This window comes from Streptomyces sp. NPDC002754 (assembly GCF_053592315.1).
In genome coordinates, this window is sequence record NZ_JBSFVM010000021.1 from 42,919 (window position 1) to 63,017 (window position 20,099).

Consider the following 20,099-nt stretch of genomic DNA (forward strand, 5'->3'; position numbering starts at 1 on the left):
GGGGAATTCCGATGCGCGCTCGTCACGTCACACGTCATGCCACGGCGGCCGTCGCGGCCGCCCTCACTCTGACGGCACTCACCGTGCCCACCGCGGGTGCGGCAGCCTCCGCCGCGCCGACCGCACTCGCACGCTGCGGCGAGAACGATATGACCGTGCGGGCCGGCCCTTCGGACGACAACGCCGACATCCTGAAGCTGAGCGTGCGCAACGACTCCTCGAAGGCCTGCCTCGTCGACCGCGTCCCGACGGTCACGTACGGGGAGCTGGACGGGGCGGCGCTGCCGCTGCCGACGGTGCCGCACGCCGGGCGCACGCTGGCCGCGCACGACACGGCGTATGCGGCGGTCTTGTCGGTCTCCGACGCGGACGACGCCAAGGACGAGGCACCGGCCGTCATGTACGTGACGGTCGCGGCGGTGCCGGATCAGCAGGGCCGCAGTTTCCAGGCGCTGACCCTCGGTTCGCCGACCGGAGTGCGGGTGTGGGAGCCGGTGACGACGCTGTGGCAGCCGTCGGCCTCGCGGGCCCAGCAGGTGCTGGAGGAACAGACCACGGGCCGCGGCACACTGGCGATCTGACGCCCCTCTCTCACCGGTGGCGCCGCACCCGTGGCGTCCTGTGCCGGCGGGCGGTGAGCACCGAGTCGTCCTGCACGCGCGCACCGGGCAGCCGGTGCCGGGCCGCGACGAGCGCCGCGTCCACGTCGGCCGTGCCGGTGGCCACACAGATGCTGTATGCGATGTCGTTGAGGCGGCGCTGCGCTGCGGGCCCTCCGTCGTCGGCGTCGAGCGCGCTGAGCATCTCGTACTCGCGAATGCGGTCGGTCAACAGGGCGGGATGGGCGAGAAGCATGTTCCGCCACTCCCTTCCGTCGTCGTCTGCTGTCACGGTGTCCACCCTCTGACTCCCCTGCAACAGGAGACGAAAACACGCACCGGGGAAGGGACTTCAGGAGGCGGACGGTTCCAGTGCCAGCAACGTGGCGTCGTCCTGGAGGCGGCCGCCCGTGTGGTGCAGGAGGTCGGCCGAGAGGGCGGCGGTGAACGGGGCGAGCGGCAGCGTACTCAGCTCCGTGGCGCGCTCGGCGAGGGGGTAGAACTCGCCGTCCGCGTCGCGGGCCTCGGTGGCGCCGTCGGTGTGCAGCAGCATGCGGTCCCAGGCGGCCGCGGATATCTGCTCGGCGCCGCACCAGCCGTGCGCGAGGTCGAGCAGCCCGAGCGGCGGCGCGGGGGCGGGGACGGCGGCCGGGACCGCGGCCCCGCCACGGAGCAGGAGGGGCGGCGGGTGTCCGCAGCAGACCACCTCCGCCGACCCGTCGGGGGCGACCGTCACCAGCGTGGCGGTGACGAACCGGTCGGGCTCCTCGGAGTGCGCGACCAGTGAGTGCAGCCGCACCGCGAGCACCTCCAACGTCCGCTGCACACACGCGAGTCGGCGCCACGTGCGCAGGACCACGTCGGCGGTGCCGGACAGCTCGGGCCCCTTGCCCATCACGTCCCCCACGAGCAGCCGGGTCCCGAACGGGGTGTCCACGACGCCGTACAGATCGCCGCCCGCGTCGGTGGCCGGCCCCGCGCCCGGCGCCAGCCGCCGGGCGCTGACGCCGAGCGTGCCGAACGTCTCGGGCAGGGAGGTGGTCGACGACGGACGGGTGGTCATGAAGGCCTTTCGAAAGGGGGCCGGACGTCTCGGTTCCGGTGGTGTCGGTGGGGCGCGGCTCGATCGGCGCGACAGCCGTAGTGCTCCCGGAAGTGTAGTCAGCCGGGCGCGCCGTGTGACGGTTTCTCCGAAGTGCGTGCGGAAATCGCGGACCGCTGGCCAACTACCCGTGCGCCCTTTCCCGTTCGGGTGGTCGTACGGTGAAAGCGGTCCGTTCGCACCCGACTGCACCTAGCCTGACGACCGCAGTCGCCGGCATCCGCGCCCCACGAGGTGAGCCCCGAATGAACCCGAGCCCCACCCGGCGCACGCCGGGAGATCTGCCCGCCGAGACCACGAGTTTCGTCGGGCGGCGCCGGGAGCTGGGCCAGGTGGCGGACGTGCTGACGCGGGCCAGGCTCGTCACGCTGACGGGGCCCGGCGGCGTCGGCAAGACCCGGACCGCGGTGCGCGCGGCGCGCGAGTTGCGGGGGACGTATCCCGACGGGGTGCGGCTCGTGGAGCTGTCCGCACTGCACGACCCGGCGCTGCTGGCGAACGCGGTCGCGGCGGCGCTCGACCTGCCGGAGCAGGCGGCGCGGCCGGCCATCGAGGTGATCGCCGACCATCTGGAGGACCGCGAGCTGCTGTTGCTGCTCGACACCTGCGAGCATCTGGTCGACGCGTGCGCGGTGCTCTGCGACGAACTGCTGCGCTCCGCGCCCCGGTTGAGGATCGTCGCGACGAGCAGGCAGCCGCTCGACGTGCCGGGCGAGCACGTCCTGGCGATCGGCCCGCTGAGCATGCCGGAGTCCACGGACGGCGCCGAGCGGGAGTGCGACGCGCTGGCACTGTTCGCGGACCGGGCGTCCGCCGCGGTACCGGGGTTCACGGTGACCGGGGACAACCGGGCGGACGTGCTGGCGCTGTGCCGCCGGCTCGACGGGATCCCGCTCGCCATCGAACTCGCGGTCTCCCGGCTGCGCGTGCTGTCGCTCGACGAGATGCTGGCCCGCCTCGACGACCGGTTCCGGCTGCTCACGGGAGGGCGCCGCACCTCGGTGCCGCGCCATCAGACGCTGCGTACGGCCATCGGCTGGAGCCACGATCTGTCGACCGCTGCGGAGCGGCTGCTGTGGGCCAGGCTGTCCGTGTTCGCGGGCGAGTTGAGCCTCCAGGCGGCCGAAGTGGTGTGCGCCGACGAGGAGATCCTGCCGGTCGAGGACGTACTGACCTCGCTGATCGGCCTCGTCGAGAAGTCCGTCGTGGTGCGGGTCGAGACCCCCGAGGGCACGCGGTACCGCATGCTCGACACCATCCGCGAGTACGGTATGGAGCAGCTCGCCGGGCTCGGCGGCGAGGAGCGTGCGCGGCGGCGCCACCTGGAGTACTTCCTCGACGCGGCCCGCGCCTTCGACAAGGAGTGGACGGGGGACGCGCAGATCCCCCTACTGCGGGCGCTCGTGCGGGACCAGGCGAACGTCCGGATCGCCCTGGAGCACTGTGTGGCCACGCCCCGGCTGCACTGCGACGGCCTGGAGATGGCGACGGCGCTATGGGGTTACTGGCACGCGACCGGGCTGCTCACCGAGGGCCGCTACTGGCTGCGCCGCACGCTGGACGGCTGCCGCGACGAGACGCCGCATCGTGTCAAGGCACTGTGGCTGATCAGCTGGTACATGGACCTCCAGGGGGACCGGGGCAAGAACGAGGCGCTGTTGAAGGAGGCCGAGCAGGTCGCCGCGAGGATCGGCGACCGGAAGGGCGCCACGTGGACGTTCTCCTTCCAGGCGCATCGCCGGTACTTCCTCGGCCAGTTGGAGGGCTGCGCCGACGACTTCGACGAGGTCCGGGCCAGGATGACGGCACTCGGCGACGACACCGGCCTGCTCATGCTGGGCTTCTACGCCGGGTTCATGCTGGTCCTCGCCGGTGAGCACGAGAAGGGCATCGCCTGGTGCGACGACTCGCTCGCGCGGGGCGCCGCGCATCCGGGCGAGCAGTGGACCCGCAGTTGGGCCCTGTGGGTCAAGAGTGTGGGCCTGTGGCTGAAGGGCGATCACGAGTCGTCCGTGGAGTGCGCCCGTGAGGGCATCCGCGGCAAGGCGGCGCTGCACGACCTGATGGGGCTCGCCCACTTCATGGAGGGCCTTGGCTGGCACGCGGCGCAGTTGCGGCGCTTCGAGCGGGTCGCGACGTTGCAGGGCGCGGCCGACGCGCTGTGGCGCCGGGCCGCGAAGGAGGCCAGGTTCGGCATCCCCGTGCTGCACGAACTGCACACGCGGGCCGCGGACCTGGCCCGTGAGGTGCTCGGTGCCGATGGCTACCACCACTCGTTCGAGGAGGGCGCGGCGCTGCCGCTCGACGCCGTGGTGGATCTGGCGCTCGACGACGAGTCGGCGCTCTCGCCGGACGTGCCGCCGCAGCGCTCGGGCCCCACGGACGGGCTGACGCCGCGCGAGCGGCAGGTGGCCGCGCTGGTCGGCGAGGGCCGCACCAACCGGGAGATCGCGGCGAAGCTCGTAGTGTCGAAGCGGACGATCGACTCCCATGTGGAGCACATCCTCACCAAGCTCGGCTTCACCTCCCGTTCGCAGATCGCCGCCCTGCACGCCACGTCCTCGGCGGACTCCGTCGTTCCACCGTCCGAGGTGTGACGAAGCAGGCCGTAAGGGCGTGAACAGCCGCTACCGTGAGTACGAAAAGACACCTCACCGAGGCCCACGGAGGCCTGATGGCCGAGGACGGTGCACGGGGGCCGGGCCCACTGCCGAGGTTGCGGCTCGACGAACTGCTCGAAGAACTCCAGACGCGCATCGGCGCGGTGCGGCGTACCCGCGATCGTCTGCAGGGGCTGCTGGAGGCGGTCCTGTCCGTGGGGCAGGAGCTGGATCTCTCCCAGGTGCTGCGGCGGATCGTGGAGGCGGCCGTGGTCCTGGTGGACGCCGAGTACGGGGCGCTCGGAGTGATCGGCGAGGACCGGCGCAAGCTGTCGCAGTTCCTGCCGGTCGGGTTCAGCGAGGAGCTGCGCGCGGAGATCGGCGACCTGCCGTCGGGGCACGGCCTGCTGGGCGAGCTGATCCGGAATCCGGAGCCGCTGCGCCTGTCGGAGCTCGCCGAGCACCCCGCCTCCGCGGGCTTCCCGCCGCACCATCCGCCGATGCACACGTTCGTCGGTGTGCCGATCCGGGTCCGTGACGACGTGTTCGGGAATCTGTATCTGACGCAGAAGCGCGGCGGCGACTTCGACGACGAGGACGTGGCGGTGCTGCAGACGCTGGGTGCCGCGGCGGGCGTGGCGATCGAGAACGCGCGTCTGTACGAGGAGGTCCGACTCCGTGAGCGCTGGCTGCAGTTGAGCGCCGACTTCACCGGGAGTCTGCTGTCGGGTGCCGACGAGGAGGAGGTGCTGCGCCTGATGGTGGACCGCGCGCGGGAGATCACCGCCGCGGATCTCGGGGTGGTGGCGCTTCTCGTCCCCGGCGACCATCTGCTGCACGAGACGCTGGCGCTCGGCGATCACGCGGGGGCGCACAGCGATGTGACGCTGCCGCGCGAGGGCACCTTCGCCGGCGCGGCGCTCGCCGCGGACGGGTTGGTCACGTCGGACGACATCCGCAAGGATCCGCGGATCACCTACCAGCCGGACCGCTGGGACGGCCTCGGGCCCGCCGTGGCCGTGCCGATCGGAACCTCGGAGCGCGTGCGCGGGGTGCTGATGCTGGCCCGCAGGGCGGAGCATCCGCCGTTCTCCGCCGCGGAGTTGATACCGCTGAGCGGCTTCGCGGGACAGGCGGCCCTCGCCCTGGAGCTCGCGGACCGGCGGCGGGACGCGGAGCAGATGAGCCTGCTCGAGGACCGCGACCGGATCGCCCGCGACCTCCACGACCTGGCGATCCAGCGGCTGTTCGCGACCGGCATGACGTTGCAGAGCGCGCAGCGGTTCGTGCAGCACCCGGAGGCCTCGGAGCGCCTGTTGCGGGCGGTGGACGACCTGGACACCACCATCAAGATCATCCGCTCGACGATCTTCGGTCTGCGCGAGCGCGGCGCCCCGCCGACCGGTTCCGGGCTGCGGGTGCGGGTCGTACGGGCGGTGGAGGACGCGGCGCAGGTCCTGGGCTTCACCCCGTCGTTGCGCATGGAGGGCCTGATCGACGCGGATGTGCCGGGCCCCTGCGCGGACGACGCGCTCGCGGTGCTCGGCGAGGCGCTCACGAATGTGGCCCGGCACGCGCACGCGTCGTCCGTCGATGTCGCCCTCGTGGTGCGCGGCGGCGCGTTGACGGTGACCGTGGCGGACAACGGCGTGGGGATCGCCACGGGGTCCGACGGCCATCGCAGCGGGCTCGCCAACCTGGCGGCCCGCGCGGGACGGCGCGGCGGAGCGCTGCGGGCCACGGCTCGGGACAGCGGCGGGACACTCCTGGAGTGGACGGTGCCGCTCGACTCACCACCGCAGCGGGACACGTGAGCCGGCGCTCGTCACGGCCGGTGCCTGTCCTGCGGCAGTCTCGTCGCGATCACGGCGGCCTGGATCCTGCGCTCCACGCCCAGCTTGGCGAGCAGCCGGGAGATGTTGTTCTTCACCGTCTTCTCCGACAGGAACAGCCGCCGCCCGATCTGCCGGTTCGTGAGCCCCTCCCCCACGAGCGCGAGGATGTCCCGCTCGCGCTCGGTCAGGTCGGCGCCCTCGGCCGCCGGTGCTCCAGCGGAACCCTGCGCGGCCGGCTTGCTCTGTTCCGGGCCGCGCAGGCTGCGCATCAGACGGGCCGTCGTCGCCGGGTCGAGCATGGACTCGCCCGCGGCGACGGTGCGCACCGCGGACACCAGGTCGGAGCCCTTGATCTGCTTCAGTACGTAGCCGCCCGCGCCGGCCATGATGGCGTCGAGCAGTGCGTCGTCGTCATCGAACGAGGTCAGCATCAGGCAGCTCACGTCCGGGATGAGCACGCGCAGTTCGCGGCAGATCGTGATGCCGTCGCCGTCCGGGAGCCGCACGTCGAGCACGGCCACGTCGGGGCGGAGGGCCGGTCCCCGGGCGATCGCCTGCGCGGCGGTGGCGGCCTCCCCGACGACGCTCATGTCGGGTTCCGCTCCGAGGAGGTCGCGCAGACCGCGCCGCACCACTTCGTGGTCGTCGAGCAGCAGGATGCGAATGGGCCGGTCCGCTGAGAAAGTACGTGGCTGTGGCATACGGCCCCCTCGGATGTGGTGTTCCCAGACGCGTGGGTGCGAACCCGTCTAGGGCGTGTATCGAAAGTCCCGTCGTCCGCCCGAAGGGCGGGCCACGCGGCGTCTGGTGCGTGCGATCGCAAGGCGCCGGAGCGCCCTAATAGCGGAGCTATTCGGGCGTTTCGGCAACGCCGCGAGCGTGCGTGCCAGACGCCGCGTGGCAGGCGGGACTTTCGATACACGCCCTAGATCCTGGGGCCGGGCGGACTGATCCGCCAGGGCCGAACGGTACCGTCCGCATGGCCCTGACGGGCCGTGGTCCCGGCTACGCGGCCCCCGATCCGTACGGGGCGTAGAGGTCGAGCAGCCGGGTGCGGGTGACGCTGAGCCGGTGGGCGAGCACGCCGCCCACCCACTGGGCCACGAGCGAGCCGAGGCCGGGGTCGGAGGCGCACAGGAGGCGGACCGTGAAGGCGTCGAACTCGTGGGCCCTGACCCGGTTTTCGGCGCGTGCGCCGAGCTGCCACACGTACGGCGGGAACAGCCATGACCAGCCGATGAGTTCGCCGTGGCCGAGGTATTCGACGACGGGGGCGTGCCGGCCCGGCACCCGCATGTCGAGGGCGACGGTGCCGCTGCGCAGGAGCCAGAAGCGGTCGGCGCGCGAGCCCTCGTCGAAGAGCCGGGCGCCTTCCGGGAAGCTCACGTCGCGGGCGAAGCGCATCAGCCGGCCGCGGTACTCCTCGGGCAGGGTCTGACTCATCCGTGGTGCCGTGGTGGTCATGGGCGGCCTCCTTCGGTGGCTCGGGCGACGGCCGGGAGCGCTTCCCTTCGGGCGCCACCGGGCCCGGCTGTCGGCGGGGCCGGGCTGCGGCGGCGTCATCGCGTCTTCCGGACGGCGCCCTTGCGATATCTCGACGATGCCGGGTCCGCGCGTACGGGGGCAGGGGCCGAACGGCTCCGACGCGGGGCCCTGTCGGCTCTGCCGGTGGGCCCTGTCGGGCCCCTGAGCAGGCGCTCGCGTCGACTTCGAACTCCCGTCCGTCGCGGAAGGGGGCTGGGCCTACGCGTGCCGCCGGCTCCACTCGGGGCCCACCCGGCGCCAGTCGTACTCCCATGCCGCGAGCCTGTGGTGGTCGAGGACGCGGCGCAGGAGGAAGCGGGCGAGGAGGGCGAGGGTCGCGGTGGTGATGGTGACCAGGAAGGCCGCGGTGAGCGCGCGGGCCCAGATGGCCTGGGAATCCCAGGGTGCGGTGGTGACCCGGCCGCCGCGGTCGAGCCAGACGGTGGTGCGGTCGCCCCGCTCGAGCCCGGCGGGGACGGGCGCCGTCGCCACGACGGTGCCTCGTCCGTGGTCGGTCCAGCGGACCTTGACCGGGTAGGTGACCGTGTTCTGCACGCCGCTCTGGGACGGCACGTAGTCCGGGGCGTCCTCGACCAGCTTGGCCCGCACCTCCTGGCGCTGCGCCACCTGTACGCGGGCATGCCCTGCGGCGTCGGCATGGGCCGCCCAGCCCGCCGTGGCGCCCGCGGCGGGCGCCACCAGGAGGGCGAGCAGTCCGAGCAGCAGGGCCGCCCACCCCTCGACCGCGTCCGACCTGCGCCGCAGGGGGTTGCCCTTGGCTTGCCTGAACTTCTTGCAGGTCGTCATCGTCACCTCCCTGCCAGAGTAAAGCCACGTTGACGCTCCCGGGCTTCCCGGCAAAGGGGCCGAACGTCCCCTCGCCGAGGGCCGGTTCGCCTCTCCCTGTGCAGGTCGGGCCGGTGAGAGGGTCGCGGGCACCGGAGTCCTCGAGCACCCGATCCGTCCGTGCTCCACACGAGTGACCACCGCGAGGCGTGGAACCCGCACCGGAAGCAGATCGTCCGCGTCACCGCCACGGAGAGGTCCCGTCATGACCAGTAGGCGCGTACTGAGCGTCGGGACGGACGCGTCACGCGAGAGCGTGCACGCCGCGGACTGGGCGGCGCGCGAGGCACTGCGCCGCCGTCTGCCACTGCGGCTCGTACAGGCGGCGGGCACGGAGCGGGCCGCTCCCCGGCTGCCGGACGTCGATCTGCCCGACCGCGGCGTCCTCGACGTGGTCGCGCTCCGGCTGTCGTACGCCCATCCCGCGCTCGAGATCATCGCCCGGCGCCGCGCCGAGCAGCCGGTGGCCGCCCTGCTGGAGGCGGCCGCGGAGTCGGAGACGCTGGTGCTCGGTTCGCGTGGCTTCACCGGCTACTCGGGGTTCCTCGTCGGCTCGGTCGCGCTTGCGGTCGCGGCGCGCGCGAGGAGTCCGGTGGTCCTGGTGCGGGCCGGCGGGCTGCCGGAGGACGAGTGGGAGGGCCCCGACTTCCGGCCCGTGCTCGTGGGCCTCGACGCGACGGCGCCCGCCGACGAACTCCTCTCGTACGCCTTCGAGGCCGCGGCCCTGCGCGGTGCCCCGCTGCACGCCCTGCACGCGTGGACGCTGCCTCCGCTGGGCGGCGGCCTGTTGCCGGACGGTGCGCGGCCCGGCGGCGCCGCGCACCAGGAGGAGCGGCTGCGCGGGGCCCTCACGGAGGCGGTGCGGGCGTGGCGCACGAAGTATCCGGAGGTGCGGGTGGAGAAGCTGCTCGTGTACGGGCAGCCGGGCCACCATCTCCTCAAGGCGGCCACGGGGGCGAGCCTCACGGTGGTCGGGCGGCGGACCGACGCCTCCCGTCTGGGCTGCACCGCGCACTCGGTGGTGCACCATGTGACCAGCCCGGTCGCGGTCGTTCCGCACAGCTGACCCTTGCGATTCGACGCGGGGCCTCAAGATCGTCGAGACTCGCCGTATGCGATACGGCGTAAATCTTCTCAACTTCGGCGACGGCATGACCCCACAGCACCTGGTGCGCCAGGCAACGGACGCCCGGGATCTTGGCTTCACCTTCGCGATGATCTCCGACCACATCGTGGTCACCCCGGATGTGCACTCGGCGTATCCGGCCCCGTTCTACGACCAGTTCACCCTGGCCGCGTACCTGGCGGGCCGCGTGCCCGGTCTCACGCTCGGCACGACGATCACCGTCATCCCCTACCGGCACCCCCTGCACACGGCCCGACTCGCGGCCAACGTCGACCAGTTGAACGACGGCGGGTTCATACTCGGCGCAGGCGTCGGCTGGTCCGCGGCGGAGTACGGCGTGCTCGGTGTCCCGTTCGAGGAGCGCGGTGCCATCACCGACGAGTACCTCGCGGCGATCCGCGGCGCGTGGACGCAGGACCCGTTCACGTTCAAGGGCAAGTACGTGGAGTTCGAGGGCGTACGGACGGGGCCCGCGCCCGCGTCCACGCCGGGCCTTCCGGTGTGGGTCGGCGGCGACTCCCCCGCCGCGCTGCGCAGGGCGGGCCGGCTCGGCGAGGCCTGGCACCCGTTCATGCCGACCGTTTCGAAGCTGCGCGCCCAACTGCCGCGCCTCGCCGAGGAAGCGGAGAAGGCGGGTCGGTCCGTACCGGAGTTCGCGCCGCGCATCCAGCTGATGATCGAGGACGTGCCGGACACCGAGGACCGTCCGCTCGGCCACGGCAGCATCGAGCAAATCAAGCGGGACGTGGCGACGCTCGAGGAGTTCGGGGCGACGCACATCCTGTTCGACACCTACCCGGGTTCGCCCGAGGCCTGGCTCGGTCCGGACGAGGACCGGCGGATTCTCGAGCTGGTGAAGGAGAAGGTGCTCGGCTGAGGCCCGTTCGGCGACCGTGGCCCCGACCCATGTCCCCATCACGCAAACGGGACGCAAGTTCTTGCGCTAATCTTGCGCTCCATGACGCGCAGACTTGCTCAGGTGGCGAAAAAGGTCGGGGTCAGCGAGGCCACGGTCAGCCGGGTGCTCAACAACAAGCCCGGGGTGTCGGAGGCGACGCGACAGTCGGTGCTCACCGCGCTCGACGTCCTCGGCTACGAGCGGCCGACCCAACTGCGCGGTGAACGGGCCCGGCTGGTCGGCCTGGTCCTGCCCGAGCTGCAGAACCCGATCTTCCCCGCGTTCGCGGAAGTGATCGGTGGCGCGCTCGCCCAGCAGGGTCTCACCCCGGTGCTGTGCACACAGACCAAGGGGGGCGTCTCGGAGGCGGACTACGTGGAACTGCTGCTCCAACAGCAGGTGTCCGGCGTGGTGTTCGCGGGCGGCCTGTTCGCACAAGGGGACGCCGAGCACGGCCACTACCGGCGGCTCGCCGAGCGTCAGGTGCCGGTGGTGCTCGTCAACGCCGCCATCGAGCGGCTCGGTTTCCCGTGCGTGGCCTGCGACGACGCGGTGGCCGTGGAGCAGGCGTGGCGGCACCTGTCCTCGCTCGGCCACGAGCGGATCGGCCTGGTGCTCGGCCCGGACGACCACATGCCTTCGCAGCGCAAACTCGCCGCGGCCCGCGCCATGGAGGGCCGACTCCCGGGCACGGCGGTCGAGCGGGCCATGTTCTCCCTCGAGGGCGGGCACGCGGCGGCGGCCCGGCTCATCTCCCGCGGCATCACCGGCATCATCTGCGCCAGCGACCCCTTGGCGCTCGGCGCGGTGCGGGCCGCCCGCCGCGCGGGGCTCTCCGTTCCGGGTGACGTCTCGGTGGTCGGCTACGACGATTCGGCGTTCATGAACTGCACCGAGCCGCCGCTGACCACGGTGCGGCAGCCGATCGAGGCGATGGGGCGGGCCGCCGTGGAGATGCTCGTCGCGCAGATCCAGGGCGGTTCGGTGCCGCCCGGTGAGCTCCTGTTCGAGCCCGAGTTGGTGGTGCGGGGGTCGACGGCGCCGGCATCCCCGGCCACGTAGAAACAACTCAACTCCCCTACGCCACCAACCTGTTCATATTTTGCGGAATACACGCGACATCTTGCGCGGAACTGGTGGCGGTGCTTGAGTGTGGCTCGCCCCGGCACCCCGGTCTCGCCGATCGCGGTACCGCGGGCCTCCACGTTCCTGCCTGCACAGGCTCAGGCCCGAAGGGGACCCACCGATGAGTAGCACCTGGTCGCGCCCTGCCCTCCGTACGTCCGCCGTGGCGATCTCCACGGCCCTGGCCCTGGGCTCGCTCGCGGCCTGCGGCACCAGCAGCTCCGACGACGACGGCGGCGGGGCTGACGCCGGCTCGAAGGCCGGTGTCAGCGCCCCGCTCGACCCGAAGACCAAGGTCTCGCTGACCATCGACTGCATGCCACCGAAGGCGAAGGCGGCCGAGCGGCGGCAGTGGATCGAGGACGTCAAGACGTTCAACGAGAAGTATCCGAACGTGACGATCAACGGGAAGTCGACCGCGGGCCAGTGCGAGGAGCCCGCCCGGTTCACCGCCGCACTCAAGGCGAAGTCCCAACCGGACGTCTTCTACACGTACTTCACCGATCTCCAGCAGGTGCTCGACAACAACGGCGCCGAGGACATCACCCCGTACGTCACGAAGAAGACCGTCCCGGCGCTCAACTCGATCGACCCGAATGTGCTCGGCGCACTGAAGAAGGACGACAAGCTCTACGCCCTACCCACCAGCAACTACACGATGGGCCTGCTCATCAACCGCAAGCTGTTCAAGCGGGCGGGCCTCGACCCGGACAAGCCGCCGACGACGTGGGCCGAGGTGCGCACGGCCGCGAAGAAGATCGCCGGTCTCGGCAACGGCATCTCCGGATACGGCGAGTACAGCGCGGAGAACACCGGCGGCTGGCACTTCACGGCGGCGATGTACGGACTCGGCGGCGACGTCGTCTCCCCCGACGGCACGAAGGCCGCCTTCAACGACGCCACCGGAAAGCAGATCGCCAAGCAGCTGCACGACATGCGCTGGAAGGACAACAGCATGGGCAAGACGCAGCTGTTGAAGTGGGGCGACCTGCAGAAGCAGATCGCGTCGGACAAGCTCGGCATGTTCCTCGCCGCGCCCGACGACGTGACGTACATGGTGCAGCAACTCGGAGCCGACTACGACAACTTCGGGATGGGCCCGATCCCCGGCGGCAAGGCCACCCTCTTCGGCGGGAACGACTACATGATCAAGAAGGGCTCCTCGCCTGACAAGATCAAGGCCGCGATCGCCTGGCTGAACCTCAAGACGCTCGCCCCCGGCAAGGGCCAGTTCGACTGGGCCAGGACCAAGGCCGACAAGCTCCCGGTCGGCCTGCCGCAGCCCAACTTCTTCACCGGCTCCGTGAAGGCGGACGACCTCCGGTCGCGGACGGCCAACGCCACCATGCCCGTACGCAACTTCGAGCCGTTCATGGCGAACCCGGTGCGCGGCAAGGCGGAGCCGCCGAAGGCGCAGGAGGTCTACAAGGTCCTCGACAACGTCATGTCGGGCGTCCTGACCAACAAGAACGCCGATGTCGACAAGCTCCTTTCCAGCGCCGAGCAGCAGGTCAACCAGGTCCTGGCCAACCAGTAGGACGCCCCCGCACGCAGGACGTCCCACCGGTAGCCGACCCTTGATCCGAGGAGTGACCATGTCGGCCCCGACGCTGCCCGCGAAGCCTCGGCAGTCCGCACCGTCCGCACGAAAGCACCAACTCACCCCGCGCGACGGCTCGTTCGCGCGCTCCGTGAAACGCAATGTCTCCGCCCACGGCTTCCTGATCGGCGCGGTGCTCTGCTTCTCCTTCTTCTCCTGGTATCCGATGGTCAGGGAGTTCCTCCTGGCCTTCCAGAAGACGAAGGACGGCCGCACCACCTGGGCCGGCTGGTCCAACCTCACGTACGTCTTCAACGACCCGGCCTTCTGGCAGGCCTGGCGCAACACCCTCCTGTTCACCGCCCTGGCCCTGATCCTGGGCTTCGCCGTCCCGTTCCTCGTGGCGGTGCTGCTGAATGAATTCCGGCACGGCCAGGGCTACTTGAGGCTGCTCGTCTATCTCCCGGTGATGCTGCCGCCGGTCGCCTCTGTGCTCCTGTTCAAGTACTTCTACGATCCCGGGTACGGCCTGTTCAACCGGATCCTCGGCGTCTTCGGGATACCGGAGCAGCAGTGGCTGCAGTCCACCGACACCGCGATGCTGTCCGTCGTCATCGCGGCGACGTGGATGAACATGGGCGGCGCGACGCTCATCTATCTGGCATCGCTCCAAGGCATCCCCGGCGAGCTGTACGAGGCCGCGGAGCTGGACGGCGCGGGGCTGTGGCGCAAGATCTGGCACGTGACGATCCCGCAGACGCGGCTGATCCTCTCGCTGATGTTCCTGATGCAGATCATCGCGACGATGCAGGTCTTCACGGAGCCGTTCCTGCTGACGAACGGCGCGGGCCCCGAGGGCTCCACGACCACGGTCGTCTATCTGATCTACCAGTACGCCTTCAACTTCAACAACTACGGCGGCGCGGCGGCCCTGGGCCTCGTCCTGCTCGTCCTGCTCGCGGGGTTCTCCGCGGTGTACGTACGACTGAGCCGCGCATCGGACGACTGAGGAGATGGCACCCATGGCCACCGACACCATGCGCCCCCGCACCCTGATCTCCCCCGCCCAGCTCGGCCGGCGCCGCGGCAGGATCGTCTACTGGACGGTCTTCGGCCTCACCATGACCCTCTTCACGCTGGTCTTCCTCGGCCCGCTGTACTGGATGGTGACCGGCGGCCTCAAGACCACGGCGGAGATCGTCCAGTCCCCGCCGACGCTGGTACCGGACAGTGTGCACCCGAAGAACTACCAGTCCGCATGGCAGGTCATGGACCTCGCCAAGCTCCTCTTCAACACCCTCTACTACGCGTTCGGCGCGCTCGCCTTCCAGCTCGTGCTCGACGTCGCCGCCGCCTACTCGCTGTCCAAGCTGCGCCCGCTCTTCGGCAACGTCATCCTCGGCATGATGCTGGCGACGCTGATGATCCCGGCGACCGTGCTCGTCGTCCCGCAGTATCTGACGGTCCTCGACGTGCCGATCTTCGAGCGCAACCTGCTGAACAGCCCCTGGGCGATCTGGCTGCCGTCCGTCACGAACGCCTTCAACATCTTCCTGCTCAAGCGGTTCTTCGACTCGATCCCGCGGGAGCTGCTCGACGCCGCGTCCATCGACGGCGCCTCGTCGCTGCGCACACTGCGCTCGGTGGTGCTGCCGATCTCCCGGCCGATCCTCGGCGTCGTCTCCATTTTCGCGGTGGTCGGCGTATGGAAGGACTTCCTGTGGCCGATGCTGACGCTGCCTGACCCGGCGAAGCAGACGCTGAACGTCGGCATCTACTCGCTGTCCAACGGCGTCCCGCAGAACCAGCTGATCGCCGCGCTCACCATCGCGTCCGTGCCGACGCTCCTCCTCTTCCTGCTCTTCCAGCGGAACATCATGAGCGGCCTGACCGCCGGCGGCCTCAAGGGCTGACTCCGCACTCCTCCTGTCACACCTTTCGCGAAAGGACCCCTTAGTGGTGGCCGACGACTGGTGGCGCAGTGCTGCCATTTACCAGGTGTACGTCCGCAGCTTCGCCGACGGCGACGGGGACGGCACCGGCGACCTCGCCGGCGTCCGGGCCCGCCTGCCGTATCTGGCCGGGCTCGGCGTCGACGCCATCTGGTTCACGCCCTGGTACCGCTCGCCGCTCGCGGACGGCGGCTACGACGTGGCGGACTACCGGGCGATCGACCCGGCGTTCGGCACCCTCGCCGAGGCCGAGAAGCTCATCGCGGAGGCGCGGGACCTCGGCATCCGCGTGATCGTGGACATCGTGCCGAACCATGTGTCGGATCAACACCCGTGGTTCCGGGCCGCGTTGGCGGCGGGCCCGGGAAGCCCGGAGCGTGAGCTGTTCCACTTCAGGCCGGGGCGCGGCACACACGGCGAGCTGCCACCGAACAACTGGCCCTCCCAGTTCTCGGGCGCCACCTGGACCCGGGTCCCGGACGGCGAGTGGTACCTGCACCTGTTCACGCCGGAGCAACCGGACCTCAACTGGGCGCATCCGGCGGTGCGCCGGGAGCACGAGGAGGTGCTGCGGTTCTGGTTCGAGCGGGGCGCGGCCGGCGTACGGGTGGACTCCGCGGCGCTGCTCGCCAAGGACCCGGCGCTCGCCGACGCGGCCGGCGACGACGACACGAGCGGCTACGTCGACCGCGACGAGCTGCACGCCGTCTACCGCTCCTGGCGGGCCGTCGCGAACGACTACGACGGGGTCCTGATCGGCGAGTTGTGGATCCCGGACCCGGAGCGCTTCGCCCGCTACCTGCGCCCCGACGAGCTGCACACCGCCTTCAACTTCGACTTCCTGACCCGCCCCTGGGGCGCCGCCGAGCTCCGCGCGTCCATTGACGCCACCCTCGCCTACCACGCTCCGGTGGGCGCGCCCGCGACGTGGGTGCTGTGCAACCACGACGTGACCCGCACGGTCACCCGCTACGGCCGCGCCGACACCCGCTTCGACTTCGCCACCAAACGGTTCGGCACCCCCACCGACCTCGGTCTTGGCCTGCGCCGGGCGCGGGCGGCGGCGCTGCTCTCGCTCGCCCTGCCCGGCTCCGTATACCTGTACCAGGGCGAGGAGTTGGGGCTTCCCGAGGTGGAGGTGCAGCGCGCGCACATCCAGGACCCGATGCACACCCGCTCGGGCGGCGTCGACCCCGGCCGCGACGGCTGCCGTGTGCCGCTGCCGTGGACCGCGCACGGACCGACGTACGGCTTCGGGGATTCGGGCGGGGCCTGGTTGCCGCAGCCGCCCGACTGGGGGGCGTACGCCGTCGAGCGCCAGGAGGGCGACCCGCGCTCGATGCTCTCGCTGTACCGGAGCGCACTGCACATGAGGGCATGCCAACCGGACTTTCTCGGCGACGAGTTGACGTGGCTGAGCGCGCCCGAGGACGTGCTCGCATTCGCCCGCGGACACGGCCTCGTCTGTGTCGTGAACCTCGGTACGGAGCCCGCCCGACTCCCGCTCCACCAAGAGGTGCTGCTGACCAGCGACTCCCTGGACGGCGACGGGCGACTGCCGGGCGATACGGCGGCCTGGCTGCGTACGTAGGTTTCGCTACGCCGATCGGTGGGGCACGGATCACCGGACGTATGAACAGGGCATACGCCATCCCCGACCACACGTTCGAACGGAGTCCACAAAAGAGCCCACCTGGAGGACAAGGGCATATGTCATAGGCACCACCGCATCGTGTATGGCCAAATCCCTTACGGGGCAACGCGGCCTGTGCCAGAGTCGTTAGCGGTCCTTCCGTCAGCCCTGGCCATCTGCGCCCGCATCGGAGTTTCCTCATGCCGTCCCACACGTTCGCGGACCGCCCCGCCGGCCAACCGCCGGAGCGTGGCGCCGTCGACGCGCTGATCTCGCAGACGCGTCGCCTTCTCGGCGACGTCGACGCGGTGCGCCGCGAATCGGTGATGACGGACGAGGCAGACCCCGAGTCCCGCTGGCAGCGCGCCCTCTACGAGCTGGCGGTGCACCAACTCAGCGACCTCGACCGACACTTGGCACAGCTGCGGGAGGGCCCCGCCCCCCTGGCGGGCCTGCCGCCCCAGCGGGCCACCGCGACGCCGCCACCCGGCTCCCTGCTGAGCCGGGTGGGAAGCGCCGAGTGGAACCTGCTGACCGACGAGGCCACCTGGTCCGGCGAGCTGTACCAGATCCTCGGCAGGGACCCCGCCGCGCCCGCGCTCACGCTCGACGAGCTGCCGGCCCTGGTGCACGCCGACGACCAGCCGAGGCTGACCGCGATGGTCACCGACTGCCTGATCGACGGCAAACCGATCGACGGGGAGTTCCGCGTCGTGCGCCCGGACGGTTCCGTGCGCACGGTGCACATGATGGGCGAGCCCGTGCTCGACGCCGACGGTGCGACCGCTTCGATGTGGGCGGTCGTACGCGACGTCAGCGAACTGCGCCGCAGCCAGCGCACGGTGAGCGAGACCCGTGACTCGCTCCAGCGCCAGCGGCACATCGCGCAGACCGAGCACCGGCTCGCGGTCGAGCTGCAGGAAGCCGTGCTACCGCCGTGGCGTGGCTCTCTGCGGCTCCCGCACAGCGAACCCGGCGGCCTCGACCTGGCCGCCCACTACTTTCCCTCCTCCGCCGGCAACCTCGTCGGCGGCGACTGGTACGACGCACTCGAACTGCCGGGCGGACGCACCCTGTTGACCGTCGGCGATCTCACCGGGCACGGCGTGGCCGTCGCCTCCGGCATGGCGATGCTGCTCGGCGCGGTCCGCGGCATGGCGATGTGCGACACCCCGCCCGGCGAGCTGCTCGGCTCCCTCAACCACCTCCTCGACTCGTCCGCGCAGCCCGCGCTTGGCAGCGCCCTGTGCTGCCGTTACGACCCCGCGGCCCGCACACTGGCGTGGGCGCAGGCGGGACACCCCGCCCCGCTGCTGTTCCGCGACGGGACGGGGCGTGCGCTCACGCCACCCGACGGCGTCCTCCTCGGTGCCGCGTCCGGCGCCGTCTATGGGCAGGCCGAAGAGCCGCTGCGCGCCGGAGACCTGTTGCTCCTGCACACGGACGGACTCGTGCCACGCCGTGGCTCGACGGCGTCCGCGGGCCGACTGCTCGCGCTGGCGCAGCCGCTGTCCGCGGCCCGTGACGCGCAGGAGTGCGTGAGCGTGCTCCGGGAGGAGTTCGGTCAGGGCGAGCGCGAGGACGACGCCTGTGTTCTCGTCGCCAGGATCGGTTCCTGACGACGGTGGTTACGCCTGAACCCGCTTCCCCGACGTCCTCGGCAGCGCCAGCTTGATCTCCTGCCGCAGGTCGTCGATCTTCGGGTAGTCCGCGTAGTGACCGGTGAGCCGGTACATCTCGCGCAGCCGGTCCCAGGTGCGGTGCGAGGAGTTGGAACCCATCGAGTTGAGCGCCAACCGCGCGTACCTGTCCGCCTGTTCAGGGTCGTCGGCGATGAAGCAGGCCGACGCCATCGACAGGTGGTCGAAGATCTTCGAGCGGTCCCTGCCGCCCGCACGCAGCGCCAGGGCCTCCTGGGCGTGCCGCTGCGCGATGACGGCGGCGGCCGGCTCGTGCTCGGCGAGTGTGCGGTAGGCGAGCGCCTGCATGCCGTGCAGGTCCGCCTCGTCGAACATCTGCATCCAGGTCGGCGGCGGCACATCGCCCCGGTCGGAGACGAAGAGCTCCTCCGCCTGACCGAGTGTGCGGCGCATCGCCTGGCCCTTGCCCAGGGATGCCTGCGCCCAGGCCTCGATGGTGCAGAGCATCGCCTTCGTACGCGGCAACACCTGTTCGCCGGAGCCGGACTTGGCGAGCTTCATGAGGTCGAGCGCCTCGTCGGGCGCGCCGAGGTGGATCTTCTGGCGGGCGGCCCGCGACAGTGCCTCGCCGGCCCGCGGCCGGTCCCCGCCCTCGCGCGCGGCGTGCGCGGCGATGACGAAGTACTTCTGCGCCGTGGGTTCCAGGCCGACGTCGTGGGACATCCAGCCCGCGAGGACGGCGAGATTGGCGGCGACGCCCCACAGGCGCCGCTGCAGATGGTCGGGGTGACGGTAGGAGAGCATTCCGCCGACTTCGTTGAGCTGGCCGACGACCGCCTTGCGCTGCAACCCGCCGCCGCGGGAGGCATCCCAGGCCCGGAACACCTCGACCGAGCGCTCCAGTTCCTCGATCTCCTGGGACCCGATGGGTGCCGCCTCGTAGCGGTCGAACCCGGCCGTGTCGGCGGCCGCCGGGTGGGACAGGGGATCGTTGATCCTGGGTGCGTCGGCCGCGAGAGCCGGGTCGGTGTGCAGCCAGTCGTGCATGGCGCTGCTGAGTGCGGAGCCTGCGGCGAGCGCGGCACCCGCGCCCACCAAGCCGCGTCGGTTGAGCATGAGGTCCATTCCCGTGAATTCGGTGAGGACCGCCGCTGTCCGCTCGGGCGCCCACGGCACGCCATCGGGGCCCTGTTCCTCCAGGCCGCCGCCTTGCCGCTTCCCTACGCGCCCGTGTCGGACGAGACCGAGGTCCTCGATGGTCACGACACGGCCGAGTCGCTCGGTGAACAGCGCCGCCATCACCCTGGGCACCGGATCGCGCGGGATCTCTCCCATGTCGATCCACCGCCGCACCCGCGAGGTGTCGGTCGCCAGCTGCGCGTGGCCCATGGCCGCGGCCTGCCGGTTGACCAGTCTCGCGAGTTCGCCCTTGGACCAGCCGGCCAGGCCGAACAGGTCGTTCAGGCGGGTGTTGGGTTGTCCGTTCACGTAAGCCCCCAGGTTCTCGGCTGAAATTGACAGTAGCCCTCTGTCAGTTGCAGGGCGACTATTCGCCAGGGTTCGCCAGGGTGCGCCAGCTGTTGTGCTCTTGGGCGCCTGGTGTCAGGTAGGAGTGCGCCACCCCGACCCGGTCACAACAGGGCATTCCCCAGGGTGTACCGAGCCGGCCGGGCCGGGAC

The 20,099-nt window shown here is 71.1% G+C and carries 17 protein-coding genes; 11 read left to right on the forward strand and 6 right to left on the reverse strand.

Annotated elements, in window-relative coordinates:
• Nucleotides 1-11 precede the first annotated feature (11 nt).
• Nucleotides 12-581, forward strand: coding sequence for a DUF4232 domain-containing protein (locus tag ACWD2L_RS30060; protein WP_451192415.1), 570 nt, complete (start codon nucleotides 12-14; stop codon nucleotides 579-581).
• A gap of 10 nt (nucleotides 582-591) precedes the next feature.
• Here the strand turns inward: ACWD2L_RS30060 and ACWD2L_RS30065 are convergent, their stop codons facing one another.
• Complete coding sequence (locus ACWD2L_RS30065; RefSeq protein ID WP_451192588.1) at nucleotides 592-855, reverse strand: DUF5133 domain-containing protein; 264 nt, start codon at nucleotides 853-855, stop codon at nucleotides 592-594.
• A 96-nt stretch (nucleotides 856-951) separates the two neighbouring features.
• Nucleotides 952-1,662, reverse strand: coding sequence for a PP2C family protein-serine/threonine phosphatase (locus ACWD2L_RS30070; RefSeq protein WP_451192418.1), 711 nt, complete (start codon nucleotides 1,660-1,662; stop codon nucleotides 952-954).
• 284 nt (nucleotides 1,663-1,946) lie between these two features.
• Here ACWD2L_RS30070 and ACWD2L_RS30075 point away from each other — a divergent pair, with 284 nt between their 5' ends.
• Nucleotides 1,947-4,298, forward strand: coding sequence for a helix-turn-helix transcriptional regulator (locus tag ACWD2L_RS30075; RefSeq protein ID WP_451192422.1), 2,352 nt, complete (start codon nucleotides 1,947-1,949; stop codon nucleotides 4,296-4,298).
• 77 nt (nucleotides 4,299-4,375) lie between these two features.
• Complete coding sequence (locus ACWD2L_RS30080) at nucleotides 4,376-6,115, forward strand: sensor histidine kinase (protein ID WP_451192425.1); 1,740 nt, start codon at nucleotides 4,376-4,378, stop codon at nucleotides 6,113-6,115.
• 11 nt (nucleotides 6,116-6,126) lie between these two features.
• Here ACWD2L_RS30080 and ACWD2L_RS30085 read toward each other — a convergent pair whose 3' ends face one another.
• The 3 genes from ACWD2L_RS30085 to ACWD2L_RS30095 all read right to left on the reverse strand — a co-directional run bounded on the left by ACWD2L_RS30085 (nucleotide 6,127) and on the right by ACWD2L_RS30095 (nucleotide 8,467).
• Nucleotides 6,127-6,837, reverse strand: coding sequence for a response regulator (locus ACWD2L_RS30085; protein ID WP_451192428.1), 711 nt, complete (start codon nucleotides 6,835-6,837; stop codon nucleotides 6,127-6,129).
• A gap of 304 nt (nucleotides 6,838-7,141) precedes the next feature.
• Nucleotides 7,142-7,600 carry a Crp/Fnr family transcriptional regulator gene (locus tag ACWD2L_RS30090; protein WP_451192432.1) on the reverse strand — a complete coding sequence of 153 codons (459 nt, stop codon included), beginning with the start codon at nucleotides 7,598-7,600 and terminating at the stop codon, nucleotides 7,142-7,144.
• Nucleotides 7,601-7,879: 279 nt separating this feature from the next.
• On the reverse strand, nucleotides 7,880-8,467 hold the full coding sequence (locus ACWD2L_RS30095) for an Rv1733c family protein (RefSeq protein WP_451192435.1): 588 nt from the start codon (nucleotides 8,465-8,467) through the stop codon (nucleotides 7,880-7,882).
• 244 nt (nucleotides 8,468-8,711) lie between these two features.
• Between ACWD2L_RS30095 and ACWD2L_RS30100 the strand changes: the two genes are divergently transcribed.
• The 8 genes from ACWD2L_RS30100 to ACWD2L_RS30135 all read left to right on the forward strand — a co-directional run bounded on the left by ACWD2L_RS30100 (nucleotide 8,712) and on the right by ACWD2L_RS30135 (nucleotide 18,399).
• Nucleotides 8,712-9,572 carry a universal stress protein gene (locus ACWD2L_RS30100; RefSeq protein WP_451192437.1) on the forward strand — a complete coding sequence of 287 codons (861 nt, stop codon included), beginning with the start codon at nucleotides 8,712-8,714 and terminating at the stop codon, nucleotides 9,570-9,572.
• 46 nt (nucleotides 9,573-9,618) lie between these two features.
• Nucleotides 9,619-10,509 (forward strand): TIGR03619 family F420-dependent LLM class oxidoreductase, encoded by an 891-nt coding sequence (locus tag ACWD2L_RS30105; RefSeq protein WP_451192440.1) that lies wholly within the window; start codon nucleotides 9,619-9,621, stop codon nucleotides 10,507-10,509.
• Between the two features lie 81 nt (nucleotides 10,510-10,590).
• Nucleotides 10,591-11,592 carry a LacI family DNA-binding transcriptional regulator gene (locus ACWD2L_RS30110; RefSeq protein ID WP_451192443.1) on the forward strand — a complete coding sequence of 334 codons (1,002 nt, stop codon included), beginning with the start codon at nucleotides 10,591-10,593 and terminating at the stop codon, nucleotides 11,590-11,592.
• 184 nt (nucleotides 11,593-11,776) lie between these two features.
• Nucleotides 11,777-13,192: an extracellular solute-binding protein gene (locus ACWD2L_RS30115; RefSeq protein WP_451192445.1), complete on the forward strand. Its 1,416-nt coding sequence runs from the start codon at nucleotides 11,777-11,779 to the stop codon at nucleotides 13,190-13,192.
• Nucleotides 13,193-13,250: 58 nt separating this feature from the next.
• Nucleotides 13,251-14,204, forward strand: a complete 954-nt coding sequence (locus ACWD2L_RS30120) for a carbohydrate ABC transporter permease (RefSeq protein WP_451192448.1) — start codon at nucleotides 13,251-13,253, stop codon at nucleotides 14,202-14,204.
• Nucleotides 14,205-14,232: 28 nt separating this feature from the next.
• Nucleotides 14,233-15,108, forward strand: a complete 876-nt coding sequence (locus ACWD2L_RS30125) for a carbohydrate ABC transporter permease (RefSeq protein ID WP_451192591.1) — start codon at nucleotides 14,233-14,235, stop codon at nucleotides 15,106-15,108.
• 46 nt (nucleotides 15,109-15,154) lie between these two features.
• Entirely contained in the window at nucleotides 15,155-16,738 is a 1,584-nt protein-coding gene (locus ACWD2L_RS30130) for a glycoside hydrolase family 13 protein (protein WP_451192451.1), read from the forward strand.
• Nucleotides 16,739-16,980: 242 nt separating this feature from the next.
• The gene (locus ACWD2L_RS30135; RefSeq protein WP_451192454.1) at nucleotides 16,981-18,399 is read left to right on the forward strand and encodes a PP2C family protein-serine/threonine phosphatase; all 1,419 of its coding nucleotides are present in this window, start codon (nucleotides 16,981-16,983) and stop codon (nucleotides 18,397-18,399) included.
• Between the two features lie 9 nt (nucleotides 18,400-18,408).
• Here ACWD2L_RS30135 and ACWD2L_RS30140 read toward each other — a convergent pair whose 3' ends face one another.
• Nucleotides 18,409-19,908, reverse strand: a complete 1,500-nt coding sequence (locus ACWD2L_RS30140) for a DNA-binding protein NsdB (protein WP_451192456.1) — start codon at nucleotides 19,906-19,908, stop codon at nucleotides 18,409-18,411.
• Between the last annotated feature and the right edge of the window lie 191 nt (nucleotides 19,909-20,099).

Bases quoted from the DNA above. Each gene is read 5' to 3' on its own strand.
- ACWD2L_RS30110 (WP_451192443.1), top strand. From the start codon at position 10,591: ATGACGCGCAGACTTGCTCAGGTGGCGAAAAAGGTCGGGGTCAGCGAG.
- ACWD2L_RS30125 (WP_451192591.1), top strand. From the start codon at position 14,233: ATGCGCCCCCGCACCCTGATCTCCCCCGCCCAGCTCGGCCGGCGCCGC.
- ACWD2L_RS30100 (WP_451192437.1), top strand. From the start codon at position 8,712: ATGACCAGTAGGCGCGTACTGAGCGTCGGGACGGACGCGTCACGCGAG.
- ACWD2L_RS30085 (WP_451192428.1), bottom strand. From the start codon at position 6,837: ATGCCACAGCCACGTACTTTCTCAGCGGACCGGCCCATTCGCATCCTG.
- ACWD2L_RS30095 (WP_451192435.1), bottom strand. From the start codon at position 8,467: ATGACGACCTGCAAGAAGTTCAGGCAAGCCAAGGGCAACCCCCTGCGG.
- ACWD2L_RS30135 (WP_451192454.1), top strand. From the start codon at position 16,981: ATGCCGTCCCACACGTTCGCGGACCGCCCCGCCGGCCAACCGCCGGAG.
- ACWD2L_RS30105 (WP_451192440.1), top strand. From the start codon at position 9,619: ATGCGATACGGCGTAAATCTTCTCAACTTCGGCGACGGCATGACCCCA.
- ACWD2L_RS30060 (WP_451192415.1), top strand. From the start codon at position 12: ATGCGCGCTCGTCACGTCACACGTCATGCCACGGCGGCCGTCGCGGCC.
- ACWD2L_RS30075 (WP_451192422.1), top strand. From the start codon at position 1,947: ATGAACCCGAGCCCCACCCGGCGCACGCCGGGAGATCTGCCCGCCGAG.
- ACWD2L_RS30080 (WP_451192425.1), top strand. From the start codon at position 4,376: ATGGCCGAGGACGGTGCACGGGGGCCGGGCCCACTGCCGAGGTTGCGG.
- ACWD2L_RS30070 (WP_451192418.1), bottom strand. From the start codon at position 1,662: ATGACCACCCGTCCGTCGTCGACCACCTCCCTGCCCGAGACGTTCGGC.
- ACWD2L_RS30090 (WP_451192432.1), bottom strand. From the start codon at position 7,600: ATGACCACCACGGCACCACGGATGAGTCAGACCCTGCCCGAGGAGTAC.
- ACWD2L_RS30115 (WP_451192445.1), top strand. From the start codon at position 11,777: ATGAGTAGCACCTGGTCGCGCCCTGCCCTCCGTACGTCCGCCGTGGCG.
- ACWD2L_RS30120 (WP_451192448.1), top strand. From the start codon at position 13,251: ATGTCGGCCCCGACGCTGCCCGCGAAGCCTCGGCAGTCCGCACCGTCC.
- ACWD2L_RS30065 (WP_451192588.1), bottom strand. From the start codon at position 855: ATGCTTCTCGCCCATCCCGCCCTGTTGACCGACCGCATTCGCGAGTAC.